The following is a 13,490-nucleotide window of genomic DNA, read 5'->3' on the forward strand; positions in this document are numbered from 1 at the left end:
CGCATGGCAGTCTACACCAGGCTCGGCGCCGAGGAGATGGCCGGGATCATCGCCGCCTTCGACGTGGGCACGCTGGTTTCGGCCAAGGGCATCGCCGAAGGCGTATCGAACAGCAACTGGCTGATCGAGACGCACGACGGCGCCGGTGCCAGCCGCCGTTTCATCCTGACGATGTACGAGAGCCGGACCGAGATCGCGGACCTGCCCTTCTTCCTCGACCTGCTCGACCACCTCGCCGCAAAGGGCGCCCCGGTGCCGCGCACGATGCACGATTGCGAGGGCGCCAGCCACCGGCTGCACGCGACGGCCGAAGGCACCAAGGCGCTGGCGCTGATCGAGTTCCTGCCCGGCGTCTCGGTCTCGGAACCCACGCCCGAGCAGGCGCGCGCGGTGGGCGGGGCGCTGGCGCAGATCCACCTCGCCGCTGCCGACTTCCCATCGTCGCGCCCCAACACGCTGGCCCTGCCCGACTGGCAGAAGCTGCTGGACGACTGCGGGCGCGAGGGACTCGAATCGATCCACCCGGAACTCGGCCGTATCGTCGAGCGCGAACTGGCGGCGCTTGCCGCGAGTTGGCCCGCCGACCTGCCGCGCGGCGTGATCCATGCGGACCTGTTCCCCGACAACGTGCTGATGCTCGGCGACGCTGTGACAGGACTCATCGATTTCTACTTCGCCTGCACCGACCTGTTCGCCTACGACGTTGCCGTGACACACGCAGCCTGGTGCTTCAGCCCCGACGGTGCCCGCTTCCTGCCGGCGCTGTCCGACGCCCTTGTCGAAGGCTACACCGCCGTACGCCCGCTTTGCGAGGCCGAGCACGCGGCGCTCCCGCTGCTGGCACGCGGCGCGGCGGTGCGTTTCCTCGCCACCCGCGCCTACGACTGGCTGAACACGCCCGCCGGCGCGCTGGTGACGCCCAAGGACCCGATGGCCTTCGCGCGGCGCCTCGAATTCTATGCCGATCCGGCCAACGCAGGGATTTTCGCATGAAACAGGTCGATGTCTTCACCGACGGCGCCTGCAAGGGCAATCCCGGCCCCGGCGGCTGGGGCGTGCTGCTGCGCATGGGAAGCCACGAGAAGGAAATGTCCGGCGGCGAGCCCGACACCACCAACAACCGGATGGAAATGACCGCCGCGATTCGCGCGCTCAACGCGCTGATCGAGCCGTGCGACGTGACGCTCCACACCGACAGCAAGTATGTCATCGACGGCATCACCAAGTGGGTGCACGGCTGGAAGAAGAAGGGCTGGATCAACGCCAGCAAGCAGCCGGTGCGCAACGCCGACCTCTGGCACGACCTGATCGAGGCCTCCGGCCGCCACAAGGTCCGCTGGGAATGGGTGCGCGGCCACTCCGGCCATGTCGAGAACGAACGCGTCGACAAGCTGGCGAGCGATGCCGCCAAGGCGGCGGCTTAGGTTTTTGCGACCATACGCTCGGCCTGATCTTTCTTTCTCCGTCTTCCCCGCCTTCGCGGGAATGACGGGAGCGTTTTAAGGCGCCAGAGGGGGAGTTACGACGTGTCGATTGGCGGTCCTCGGCAAAGCGCACTCATGAACAACTTCACCGCCGAACTGCGCGCCCTCGTCTCGCCGGGCCCCCGCATGGCGGACGAGTGGGCCTGCGTCGCCTCGGTCCTGCTGGCGATCGTGCTCGCCCACGCCATCGGCGCGGACATGGTTTCGTGGGCAGCGTTCACCGCCTTCGTGCTGCTCAAGAGCGACGTCTCCGAGACGCTGCTGCGCGGCGTCCTGCGGATCGTCGGCACCATCGCCGGATCGGGGCTGGCGCTGGCCGTGGTCCCTTATGCCGCCCGCTCGCTGCCCTTCGCGATGATCGCCGCCGCGCTCGTCGGCGCGGTGGGGCTCTACGGGATGCTGACGGCGCGGCGGGCCTATGCGTGGCTGCTGTTCGGCCTGACCTTCGAGATGATCCTGCTCGACAAGCTCGACCGTCCCGACCTCGACACCATCGGCTTCGCGCAGACGCGGCTGCTGGAAGTCATCGCCGGCACCGTCGCCTGCACGATCGTCAGCCTCGCGGCGGGAGCGCTGGCCGGCAAGCGCTGGTGGGCCGACCGCAAGCCCGCGCCGGCGCGGATGGGCTGGCAGCCCCACGCCGCGCGCCATGCCGCCCAGGCGGGCCTCGCCATCGCCGTGCTGCCGCTGCTGCACGCCCTGTTCGACCTGCCGGAACTGCCGCAGGCGGCGGTGACGATCATGGCAGTGATGATCGTACCCGTCGCGGGCATCGGCGCGAGCGGCTTCGTCCCCGTCACGCGCCGGCTGTTGCACCGGGCGCTCGGCTGCATGGCGGGCGGAGCGCTGGCGCTTGCCGTGCTGCTGCTGGCGCAGGGCAGCGCGCCGGTGCTCATCATCGGAACCTGCATCGGCATCGTCGTCGGCCGCCACATCGAGAACGGGCTTCCCGGCGTGACCTACATGGGCCTCCAGTTCACGCTCGCGGTGCTGGTGGTGCTGGTGCCCGACAGCTACGCCGACGCGCGGATCGGCCCCGCCATCCAGCGCCTCGTCAGCGTCTTCGTCGGCATGGCGGTGCTCGAGCCGGTCCTGCTGGGCTGGCATCTCTTCGCGCCGGGTCGCAAGGCCGGCTCCGCCGCATCGGATGGACCGGGCGGGGAATGAGCCTCAGCCGAAGCGCCCCGGCCCGAACGGCTCGGGATCGACCGCTCCCGGGCCCTCGCCCATGAGCATCCGTGCGGCGAGATCGGCGGCGGCGGGGGCGGTCTGGATGCCGAAACCGCCCTGCCCCGCGAACCAGAAGAACGCTTCGTCCTGGGGCGCGAAGCCGTAGACCGGCAACCGGTCGGGCGCGAAGGAGCGCAGGCCCGCCCAGCGATGCTCGACGCGGGAGACCGGCCAGTCGACCACCTGTTCGAAGCGGTCGACCGCCAGCGCCACGTCGATTTCCTCCGCCGCCGCGTCGCAGGGCATGCTCGGCGTCTCGTCGTGCGGACTGAGCCAGAGGCGCCCGCTTTCAGGCTTGAAGTAGAACGTCTCGGCCACGTCGAGCACCAGCGGCAGGTCGTCCGGCACCGGAACGCCGATGCCAAGCTGCGCGATGGTGCGGCGGTAGGGCGTGATGCCGAGGGGATCGAGGCCGGCGATCCGCGCGACCGGATCGGCCCAGGCTCCCGCGGCGTTCACGAGCACACCCGCTGTCACGCGCCGTCCGTCCGCCAGCGCCAACGTCCAGCCCGGGGCGGTACGCTCCGCAGCGGCGAGGCCGGCGCGGCACCACAGCCGGGAGCCTTCGCGCTGGGCCTGCGCGAGATAGTGCTGGTGCAGCGCCGCCACGTCGATGTCGCAAGTGCTGGGCTCCAGCGCGGCGCTGGTCCAGCCGGCGCGCAGGCCGGGCACGCGCGCCTCGATTTCCTGGCGGCCGAGTACTTCGACCTCCACCCCGGCGGCGGCATAGCGCGCGGCGAACGCATCGACCTCACGCTCCTGCCCGGCCCGGCCCAGCGTCAGCGCGCGGCGCGGGGTAAGCACGCCGAGATCGCGCAGGATCGGACCGGACGCCGTCGTCAGCGGCTGCACGCCCGGCCCGCCGTAACTTTCGGTCCAGAACGCGGCGGAGCGGCCGGTGGCGTGGTAGCCCGGCCTGTCTTCGGCCTCGAGCATCAACACCGAAGCCCGCGCGCCGATCGCGGCTGCCAGCGATGCACCGGCCATGCCGGCGCCGACGATGACGATATCGAACACCGCGTCCATGGCGTTCAGCCTCTCGCGGGGGCGTGCGAATCGAGGAAGTCGGCGATGGCGACCAGCGCACGGCCGCGCACCGGATCGACCTCGCGCAGGATCTCGTGGCGGCATTCGCTGCCGAACGTCACGAGTTCGCCCCTGGGCAAGCGAGCGGCGGCACGGCGAATCGCGGGCCACGAGACGAGACCGTCGATGCTGGTGCCCAGCAGCAGGGTCGGCACGTCGACGGCTTCCAGCGCGCCGCGCCGTTCCAACCCGCGAATCGAGGCGAGCGCGCGCTCGATCCAGCCCCAGCTTGCCGCGCCCATGGCGATTTCGGGCCGCCGTTCGCGCCACCACTGCTCGTCGTCGTAGCGGCTGTCGTCATGGGTCAGAAGCAGGCTGCGCGCCCGGACGATCGCGCCGGGCTTCTCCCCCCCCTTCCACGCCGGACGGGCAGGGTCGCCCAGCGATGCGATGGCGCGGCTGACGGGGTGCAGGACGCTCGCCGGAATCCAGGTCGGATGGATGCCGAGCATCGGCGCCGAAAGCACCAGCGCATCGGGACGTACCGCGCCCTCGGCCACCGCGCGCAGGACGATCTGGCCGCCCATCGAATGCGCGACGGCGACGTGCGGCCCCGGCGTGCGTGCCGCCCAGTCGGCGAACAACGCCGCATAGTCGTCCACCCAGACGGCAAAGTCGGAGACGTGCCCGGTCGTCGCGTCATTCCCCAGGCGGCCGGAACCGGCCTGCCCGCGCCAGTCGGCGGAAGTGACCTGCCAGCCTTCGCGGTGCCAGCCGTCCAGCGTCTCCAGCCACTTCTCGTAGGCGTCGCCGCGGCCGGGCATGAACAGGATCGAGCCGCGCGGCCCTGCCGGCCAGTCGATCCGGCGCAGCGCATGGCCGTCCGGCAGCGCCCAGCGCGATTCGGCGGCCTCGGGCGGGATTGCACGGCGGGCCGGTGACGGGCCGTGGGCAACCGGGTCTTGGATCGCGGGAATAGTCGTCACTGCGGAGGCCGGGTGCCTTGGTTACTATTTGGTAGTGGTGACCGATGTAGATGCCTGTCCATCAATGGGACAAACCTATGTCGGGCGCGTATTTTTCCTATGCTCTGCTGGCCGCCTTGGCAACGGCGCTGCTGATCGCGGCGGTGACCGACCTGCGGCGCCGGGAGATCAACAACTGGCTGACCGCCTCGATCGCGCTCGCCGCGCCGCTGTGGTGGCTGGCGATGGGGCTCGGGCCGATGGCCGTCGCCTTCCAGATGGCGCTGGCGGCGGTGACGTTCGTGGTCGCCTGTCTGCTGTTCGCGACCGGCCAGATGGGCGGCGGCGATGTCAAGCTGCTGGGCGCGCTGGCGCTGTGGTTCACGCCTTCCAGCTTCCTCGACCTCGTCGTGCTGATGGCGCTCGTCGGCGGCGGCGGCTCGATCGCGATGGCCGCGCTCAACATGCAGCGCGTGCCCGGGGAGGCGCTGCGTAACGTTCTGGCGGGTCTGGTCGCGCTGGTCTGGGTGTGGTGCGCCGCCGCCATCGTCTTCGCCGTCGCGACGGGCCGCCCGGTGGTCGAGAAGGCGACGATCGAGGCGCTGGTACGGCATCTTCCCAGCCCCTGGGCCATCGTGCTCGTGGTGCTGGTGGCGGGCGCGATCCTGATGCTGGGCTTCCGCCACATCATGCGCCGCCAGAAGTCGCGAATCGAGGTGCCCTACGGCATCGCCATCTCGGCGGCGGGGCTCTGGGTGCTGGGCGAACAGACTATCGCCGCAGCCCGTATGGCCGCGCAAACGGGGTGAACCCGATTTTAACCAATTTGCCCGATAAAGCGCTCTGGATCGGGGATTTTTCAAGGGGCTTACCAGGCCATGGATAGGAAGAAAGTGCTGCTGCTCGCAGCGGCGCTGCTCATTGCGGCATTCACTGCCTTCGCCGCAAGGTCGATGTTCGCAGGGGGCGCCGCGCCGCAGGCCGAGGCCGTGCAGGCGCAGAACGTGGGGCCCAAGGTTCTTGTGGCCCAGCGCGCCCTGCCGGTCGGCACGATCATCACCGCCGATTCGGTCTCCTTCCAGGGCTGGCCGGACCAGCTGGTGAAGGACGCCTATTACATCGAGGGCCAGGCCGACATGAGCAAGCTGCTCGGCACGGTCGTGCGTTTTCCGATCACCGCCGGCCAGCCGCTGACCCAGGGCGCGCTCGTCGCGCCGGGCGACCGCGGTTTCCTGGCCGCCGCGCTGGCTCCCGGCATGCGCGCCATCACCATTCCGGTTTCCGCCAAGACGGGCGTCGGCGGCTTCGTGTTCCCGGGCGACCGCGTGGACCTGATGCTGACGCAGGACGTCAAAGGCGAAGGCTCGGGCGATTCGCTGCGCACCGCCGAGACCATCCTGCGCAACCTGCGCGTGCTCGCCACCGACCAGGCGACCGACAGCGAAGTGGTCGACGGCAAGACCGTGGTCCACGCCTTCCGCACCGTCACCCTCGAAGTCACGCCCCGCATCGCCGAGAAGGTCGCCGTCGCACAGGAGATCGGCGAGATCAGCCTGTCGCTGCGCGCCATCGCCGACAACCAGGGCGAGTTCGAGCGCATCCTCGCCAGCGGCGACGTCAAGGTCCCCGAAGGCGCCACGCGCGAGCAGGAGGAATCGCTCATGAAGCAGGCGATGGCCCGCCCGCTCGACGGCGCGACCACGTACGTGACCGGCGGCGACGTCTCGCGCTTCCAGCGCAGCAGCGTGCCGACCGCAGCCCCTGCTCCCGCCGCCATGGCCGGACCCGCGCCGCAAGGCGGCCCGGCAAGTGCGGCTCCCGTGCGGACCGGCCCGGTGGTGCGCGTCACCCGCGGCAAGGACACGACCGAAGAACCGGTCGGCACCAAGTGATGATCCCCCGCGACAACAAGCGTTCCCACGCCTTTGAGGGCACTTCCATGAAGTCCAGCATTTCCCAGTTCATGCTGACTGCCGCCTGCGCGATCGTTCCGATGGGCGCCATGGCTGCCCCGGCCGCCGCCCCGTCTGTCGTCCGCCCGGTGCAGGATATCGAGCTGTCGATCGGCAACGGCCAGCTCGTGACGATGCCCGGCGCCATGACCGACGTCTTCGTCGCCAACGATTCGGTGGCCGACGTGCAGGTGAAGTCCGCGCGCCAGCTCTACGTCTTCGGCAAGGCCGGCGGCACCACCACCGTCTACGCCAGCAACGCGGCGGGCGCGGTGGTCTGGTCGGGCACGGTGCGGGTTGGCTCGAACCTCGACAGCGTCGATTCGATGCTGCGCCTCGCCATGCCCGAGGCCAGGATCGCGGTCTCGACGATGGGCTCCAGCACTTTCCTGCTGACCGGCGTCGTCCGCTCGCCCGAAGATGCCGCCGAGGCCGAGCGCCTCGTGCAGGCCTATGCCGGCAAAGACGCCAACGTCATCAGCCGCCTGCGCATGGCGACGCCGATGCAGGTCAACCTGCAGGTCCGCATCGCGGAGGTCAGCCGCTCGCTGGTCAAGTCGCTGAGCGTCAACATCGCCAGCTACGACCCCACCTCGGGCGCCAAGTTCGTGATCGGCCAGGGCACCGGCAAGTTCCCGCAGTACGCGCCCGGCGGCCCGATCGGCATCGGCGACGAATGGACCGAGGGCGTCACCGCCGTCACCTCCAGCAGCAGCAGCACGACGCTGGGCCTGACCGGCAAGGTGCTCGGCGTCGATCTGCTCGGCTCGCTCGACGCGGGCGAGACGGTCGGGCTCGTCACCACGCTCGCGCAGCCCAACCTGACCGCACTCTCGGGAGAGACCGCCGACTTCCTCGCGGGCGGCGAATACCCGATCCCGATCAGCCAGGGCCTGGGCGCCACCTCGGTCGAGTTCAAGCGCTACGGCGTCAGCCTCAGCTACACCCCCACCGTGCTCGCCAACGGCCGCATCTCCATGCGCGTCCGCCCCGAAGTGTCGGAGCTGACCAGCCAGGGCGCGGTCACGCTCAACGGCTACGAAATCCCGGCGCTGAGCATCCGCCGCACCGAGACGACCATCGAACTGGGCTCCGGCCAGAGCTTCATGATCGCCGGCCTGCTCAGCAACAACACCGCGAACACGATCCAGAAGATGCCCGGCGCGGGCGACCTGCCGATCCTCGGCTCGCTGTTCCGCTCGACCAGCTACAAGCGCGGCGAGACCGAACTGGTCATCATCGTCACGCCCTACCTCGTCAACCCGGTCAACGGCTCGCAGATCGCGCTGCCGACGGACGGCTTCAACTCGCCCAACGAGTTGCAGCGCCTGCTGGGCAACATGGAGAACGACGGCGTCAGCGGCGCCAAGCGTCCCGGCCCGACGCAGGCACCCACGGGCGCCACCGGTCCCGGCGTAGGCGCCGCCGCCACGCCCGCCGTCCCCGCGTCGGACAAGGCGGCCAAGCGCGCCGCGGCCAGCGACGCGGCCCGTCCCGGCTTCAGCCTGAAGTGAGAAAGATGACTTCCATGCGCAGCGCCCTCATCGCTCCGACCAATCACTTCGCACGTTACGGCCTTGCCCTCTCGCTGGGCCTCGCTCTCGCCGGCTGCGGCGGCGTGCCGTCCAACCGCTCGATGAACTCGGTACACCAGCCGGTGGTCGAACGCTCGGACTATACCCTCGACGTCACCACCGGCGCATCGGGGCTCGCCTACGGCGAACAGGCCCGCATCGCCGACTGGTTCGACGCGATGGGCCTCAAGTACGGCGACCGCGTCACCATCGACGATCCCAGCGGCAACCCCGGGACGCGCAGCACCGTCGAGGCGCTGGCCTCGCGCCATGGCATCCTGCTCGGCGACCAGCCCGCCCCGCAGACCACCGGCTATGTGACCGAGGGGACCGCGCGCGTGATCGTCACCCGTTCCAGGGCCTCGGTACCCGGGTGCCCGGACTGGTCGGCGAAGAGCGATTTCAACCCGGCCAACGGGCTGTCCAGCAATTTCGGCTGCGCGACCAACAGCAATCTCGCGGCGATGGTCGCCAACCCGGAAGACTTCATCCGGGGCGCGGAAGACACCGGCTACACCACGGCGGCGACCGCCACCAAGGCGATCGACGCCTATCGAACCGCGCTGCCCACCGGCAAGGGCAACGCTGTGTCCACCACCGGCAGCAAGGGGAACTGATCCATGAACGCACCCTGGAAATCGGGCGGACCGGCATCGCGTGACCAGTTCGCGGCCTTCCTGTGCGACGACGCCTCGCTCGACGTGGTGCGTTCGCTCGCCATGGACCTGGGCTGGCAGTCGGAGAAGTGCGGCAAGGGCGGCCTGCGCAGCGGCGTCCAGGCGCTCTCGATCACCGCGAGCCCCAACATCCTGATGGTCGACCTGTCGGAAAGCGGCGATCCGCTGAGCGACATCAACGCGCTCGCCGAAGTGTGCGAACCCGGCACCGTCGTCATCGCGGTGGGCCAGGTCAACGACGTGCGCCTCTACCGCGATCTCATCGCCAGCGGCATCCACGACTACCTGCTCAAGCCGCTGTCGCCCACGCAGGTGCGCGATTCGCTGGCGCAGGCCCAGGCGGTCTTCGCCGCGCCGCGCACCCATGACCCGGCCGCCGCGCAGGCCCACGTCGCGACCGCCGTCATCGGCACGCGCGGCGGCGTCGGTGCCTCGACGCTGGCGACCTCGCTCGCCTGGCTGTTCAGCACGGACCACAAGCTGCCGACTGCGCTGCTCGATCTCGACATCCACTTCGGCACCGGCGCGCTGTGCCTCGACCTCGAGCCGGGCCGCGGCCTGACCGACGCGATCGAGAACCCCAGCCGCATCGACGGCCTGTTCATCGAGCGCGCGATGATCCGCGCGAACGACAACCTCGCGATCCTCTCCGCCGAGGCGCCGATCAACGCCCCGCTGATGACCGACGGTTCCGCCTTCGTCCAGCTCGAGGAGGAGTTCCGCGCCGCCTTCGAGACGACCGTGATCGACATGCCGCGCAACATGCTCATCAACTTCCCGCAGCTGGTCGCCAACGTGAACGTCGTGGTGCTGGTCACCGAGATGACGCTGGCTTCCGCGCGCGATGCGATCCGCATGCTGTCGTGGTTCAAGGCCAACGCGCCCCACACCCAGGTCCTCGTCGTCGCCAACAAGGTCCAGCCCGCGCTCGCCGAGATCAGCAAGGCCGACTTCGAAGCTTCGATCGAATCGAAGCTGGATTTCATCATCCCCTACGACCTCAAGGCCGCCTCGATGGCCGCGAAGCTGGGCCAGACCTTCGCCGACGCCAACCGCGCGACCAAGGCCGGCGCCGTGATGCGCGACCTGGCGAACCTGATCGCCGATTCGGGCGAGGACCGCGTCGTCGCGGCTCCCAAGCAGTCGCTGCTCGGCAAGATCGACTTCAAGGCGATGATGCCCAAGGCGAAGAAGAAGGCGCAGGCGGCGCAGTGATGCGCCCGCACCGTAGAGGCACAGTCAGGCGATGAACTTTCTCCAGCTGATCATGGTGGCGTGCGGCCTCGGCGGCGTTTTCCTGCTGCTCTGGGCGGCGCTTTCGGGCCCCTCGCCCAGCAAGGAATCGACGCGCCGCCTCAAGACGGTGCGCTTCCGCCATTCGGCCAGCAGCAGCGACCGGCTGGAGGCGCATATGCGCCGCGCCGTCGCGGCCCGCAAGCCGAGGATGCACCAGATCGCCGGCTCGGGCTCGCGCGCCGAGGCGCTGTCGCTGCGCCTGCACCGCTCGGGCCTGTCCTGGACGATGCAGCAGTACATCTACGGCTCCGCGGGCCTCGGCACCGTCGTCTTCCTGCTGGTGACCCTGAAGACCGGCGCGCTGCTGCTGGGTCTCGCCTTCGGTGCCTTCGTCGGCGCCGGCATCCCGCACATGGTCGTCGGCCACTTCGTCAAGAAGCGCACCAATGCCTTCACGGTGAAATTCGCCGACGCCATCGACCTGCTGGTGCGCGGCCTGCGCTCGGGCCTTCCGGTGTCCGAGACGCTGACCGTCGTCTCCCAGGAGATCCCCGGCCCGGTCGGCGAGGAGTTCAAGCTCGTCACCGACCGCATGAAGGTCGGCAAGACCATGGAGGACGCCCTCCAGGAGACCGCGGACCGCCTCGGCATCCCGGAGTTCAACTTCTTCTGCATCACTCTCGCCATCCAGCGCGAGACCGGCGGCAACCTCGCCGAGACGCTGGCGAACCTCTCCGACGTGCTGCGCAAGCGCGCGCAGATGAAGCTCAAGATCCGCGCGATGAGCTCGGAATCGAAAGCCTCGGCCTACATCGTCGGCTCGCTGCCGTTCATCGTCACGGTCATGATCTACTGGGTGAACCCCAAGTACATCGGCGCCTTCCTCGTCGACGAGCGGCTGATGGTCGCCGGCATGGGCGGCGCGGTGTGGATGGGCATCGGCGCCTTCATCATGGCCAAGATGGTCAGCTTCGAGATCTGATCCAGGGACTTTGACGAACATGCTCGACCAACCTGCCGGTCCGACGATCCTCGGCTTCGACGTCACTCTCGTCGGCACGCTGCTGTCCATGGTGGCGGCCGCTGCGGTGCTGCTGGCGATCTACTCGGCAATCACCATCCGCGATCCGATGGCCAAGCGCGTGAAGGCGCTCAACGACCGCCGCGATGCGCTCAAGGCCGGGCTCGTCACCACCGCCCGCAAGCGCCAGAGCCTGATCCGCCGCAACGAGACGACCGACCGCATGGGCGCGTTCCTCGGCGGCGCCAGGATGCTGCAGGACAGCCAGATCAAGGTGATCGAGCAGAAGCTCGCGCAGGCCGGCATCCGCAACAAGGAATGGGCCGTCGCCGTCGTCTTCGCGCGCCTCGTCGCGCCGATCGTGCTGGGCAGCCTCGGCGCGGCCGTGATCTACTGGATCGACTATTTCCCCGACTGGAGCACCTTCAAGAAGTTCATGGCCTTCGCGGCCATGGTGATCGCGGGCTACAAGGGCCCCGACATCTTCATCCAGAACCTCGTCACCAAGCGCACCGACGCGATCCGCAAGGGCCTGCCGGACGCGCTCGACCTGCTGGTGATCTGCGCCGAGGCCGGCCTCACCGTCGACGCCGCGTTCGAGCGCGTGTCGCGCGAACTGGGCCGCGCCTATCCCGAGCTGGGCGACGAATTCTCGATGACCTCGATCGAACTGTCGTTCCTCCACGAGCGCCGCCAAGCGTTCGAGAACCTCGCCTACCGCGTCAATCTCGATGCGGTGAAGGGCGTGGTGACGACGATGATCCAGACCGAACGCTACGGCACCCCGCTCGCCTCGGCGCTGCGCGTGCTCTCGGCCGAGTTCCGCAACGAACGCATGATGCGCGCCGAGGAGAAGGCGGCGCGCCTGCCGGCGATCATGACCGTGCCGCTGATCCTGTTCATCCTGCCGACGCTGTTCGTGGTCATCCTCGGCCCCGCGGGCTGCTCGATCGCCGACGCCTTCTCCGGCGGCGACCCGCACCCCGTGAAGTAAGGCGCAAAACCCCGGCGGGGGCGGCCCATGCGTCGCCTCCGCCGTACACCTTGCGACAACTTGCGACTTCCATTTCAAGGGCTTTCGGCCACAAGCGGTCTGACCAGAGCCAAACCGGAAGCCATGTTCACAAAACGTCGCATCGTGATCGGGAGCGCCATTCTCGGCGCCCTCATTCTCCTCATCCTCGTCTGGAAGCTGTTCCTTTCCGGCCCCGTCCAGCCCGACGTCGCGACCACCAGGGTCCAGCGCGGCGCGATCGAGCATACCGTCGAGGCGACGGGCACGCTTGAGCCCAAGGAGCTGGTCAGCGTCGGCGCGCAGGTCTCCGGCCGGCTCGACGAACTGCACGTCGCGGTCGGCGACGTCGTCCATCAGGGCGACCTCATCGGCAGGATCGACCCGCGCACCGCCACCAACGCGCTCGAGACCGCCCGCGCCCAGGTCGCCAACACCCGGGCGCAGCTTGCCGGTGCCAGGGCCACGCTGGCGCAGGCGCAGCTCGCCTTCCGCCGCCAGCAGGTGCTCGGTTCGGGCGAGGCGACCTCGCAGCAGGACTTCGAGGCCGCGCGCGCGACGCTGCAGTCCGCGCAGGCCAGCTACGACGCGCTGCAGGCGCAGATCCGCTCGGCGGGCGTCAGTGTCGATACCGCCGAGGTGCAGCTGGGCTTCACCAAGATCACCGCGCCGATGGACGGCGTCGTCGTCGCGGTGGTCACCAAGCAGGGCCAGACGGTCAACTCCAACCAGTCCGCGCCGACGATCGTGATCCTCGCCAAGCTCGACGTCATGACCATCAAGGCCGAAGTCTCCGAGGCCGACGTCATCAACGTCAAGCCGGGCCTGCCGGTCTACTTCACGATCCTGGGCGACCCCGACAAGCGCTACGAGGCCAAGCTGCGGCTGATCGAGCCGGCGCCCGAATCGATCGTCGACGAAGTCAGCTCCAGCTCCACTTCGTCCTCCAGCACCTCGACCAGCACCGCGATCTACTACAACGCGCTGTTCGAGGTCGCCAACGAGGACAACCGCCTGCGCGCGCTGATGACCGCCAAGGTCAGCATCGTGCTCGACCGCCGCGCCAATGCGCTGACCATTCCCGCCACCGCGCTCGGCACCCAGGCCAAGGATGGCCGCTACACGGTGCGCGTGAAGACCGAGGACGGCGCAATCGAGAACCGCCAGGTCAAGGTGGGCCTCAACAACAACGTCAACGTCGAGGTGCTATCGGGCCTCAGGGAAGGCGAGGCGGTCGTCATCGGCGAGGCTTCGGCCGACGCCGCGTCGAGCGGCGGACGCCGGCGCATGGGCCCGCCGGGGTTCTGAGCCGG

13 protein-coding genes are annotated in these 13,490 nt (G+C 69.2%); 11 read left to right on the plus strand and 2 right to left on the minus strand.

Annotation, left to right across the window (positions count from 1 at the left end):
• Positions 1–3: 3 nt before the first annotated feature.
• From thrB to AC07M9_RS11355, 3 genes are all read left to right on the plus strand, one after another.
• Positions 4–993, plus strand: coding sequence for a homoserine kinase (gene thrB, locus AC07M9_RS11345; protein WP_494883789.1), 990 nt, complete (start codon positions 4–6; stop codon positions 991–993).
• A complete protein-coding gene (gene rnhA, locus AC07M9_RS11350; RefSeq protein ID WP_007687120.1) occupies positions 990–1,424 on the plus strand; it encodes a ribonuclease HI in 435 nt (144 codons plus the stop codon). The genes thrB and rnhA overlap by 4 nt, the downstream gene beginning before the upstream one ends.
• A gap of 135 nt (positions 1,425–1,559) precedes the next feature.
• A complete protein-coding gene (locus tag AC07M9_RS11355) occupies positions 1,560–2,651 on the plus strand; it encodes an FUSC family protein (protein WP_494883790.1) in 1,092 nt (363 codons plus the stop codon).
• Between the two features lie 3 nt (positions 2,652–2,654).
• Here the strand turns inward: AC07M9_RS11355 and AC07M9_RS11360 are convergent, their stop codons facing one another.
• Both AC07M9_RS11360 and AC07M9_RS11365 read right to left on the minus strand, forming a co-directional pair.
• The gene (locus AC07M9_RS11360) at positions 2,655–3,740 is read right to left on the minus strand and encodes an NAD(P)/FAD-dependent oxidoreductase (RefSeq protein WP_494883791.1); all 1,086 of its coding nucleotides are present in this window, start codon (positions 3,738–3,740) and stop codon (positions 2,655–2,657) included.
• Positions 3,741–3,745: 5 nt separating this feature from the next.
• Positions 3,746–4,726, minus strand: coding sequence for an alpha/beta fold hydrolase (locus AC07M9_RS11365; protein WP_494883792.1), 981 nt, complete (start codon positions 4,724–4,726; stop codon positions 3,746–3,748).
• Between the two features lie 77 nt (positions 4,727–4,803).
• Here AC07M9_RS11365 and AC07M9_RS11370 point away from each other — a divergent pair, with 77 nt between their 5' ends.
• The 8 genes from AC07M9_RS11370 to AC07M9_RS11405 all read left to right on the plus strand — a co-directional run bounded on the left by AC07M9_RS11370 (position 4,804) and on the right by AC07M9_RS11405 (position 13,485).
• On the plus strand, positions 4,804–5,514 hold the full coding sequence (locus AC07M9_RS11370) for an A24 family peptidase (RefSeq protein WP_494883793.1): 711 nt from the start codon (positions 4,804–4,806) through the stop codon (positions 5,512–5,514).
• Between the two features lie 69 nt (positions 5,515–5,583).
• Positions 5,584–6,597, plus strand: a complete 1,014-nt coding sequence (cpaB, locus tag AC07M9_RS11375) for a Flp pilus assembly protein CpaB (protein ID WP_494883794.1) — start codon at positions 5,584–5,586, stop codon at positions 6,595–6,597.
• 47 nt (positions 6,598–6,644) lie between these two features.
• Entirely contained in the window at positions 6,645–8,171 is a 1,527-nt protein-coding gene (locus tag AC07M9_RS11380; protein WP_494883795.1) for a type II and III secretion system protein family protein, read from the plus strand.
• Positions 8,172–8,185: 14 nt separating this feature from the next.
• Positions 8,186–8,848 carry a CpaD family pilus assembly protein gene (locus tag AC07M9_RS11385; protein WP_494883796.1) on the plus strand — a complete coding sequence of 221 codons (663 nt, stop codon included), beginning with the start codon at positions 8,186–8,188 and terminating at the stop codon, positions 8,846–8,848.
• 3 nt (positions 8,849–8,851) lie between these two features.
• The gene (locus tag AC07M9_RS11390; RefSeq protein WP_494883797.1) at positions 8,852–10,123 is read left to right on the plus strand and encodes a CpaE/TadZ family protein; all 1,272 of its coding nucleotides are present in this window, start codon (positions 8,852–8,854) and stop codon (positions 10,121–10,123) included.
• 31 nt (positions 10,124–10,154) lie between these two features.
• The gene (locus AC07M9_RS11395; RefSeq protein WP_494883798.1) at positions 10,155–11,126 is read left to right on the plus strand and encodes a type II secretion system F family protein; all 972 of its coding nucleotides are present in this window, start codon (positions 10,155–10,157) and stop codon (positions 11,124–11,126) included.
• A 19-nt stretch (positions 11,127–11,145) separates the two neighbouring features.
• Positions 11,146–12,159, plus strand: a complete 1,014-nt coding sequence (locus tag AC07M9_RS11400) for a type II secretion system F family protein (protein ID WP_494883799.1) — start codon at positions 11,146–11,148, stop codon at positions 12,157–12,159.
• A gap of 123 nt (positions 12,160–12,282) precedes the next feature.
• On the plus strand, positions 12,283–13,485 hold the full coding sequence (locus tag AC07M9_RS11405) for an efflux RND transporter periplasmic adaptor subunit (RefSeq protein WP_494883800.1): 1,203 nt from the start codon (positions 12,283–12,285) through the stop codon (positions 13,483–13,485).
• Positions 13,486–13,490: the final 5 nt, after the last annotated feature.

The sequence above is a fragment of the Novosphingobium sp. GW821-FHT09E05 genome (assembly GCF_059416165.1).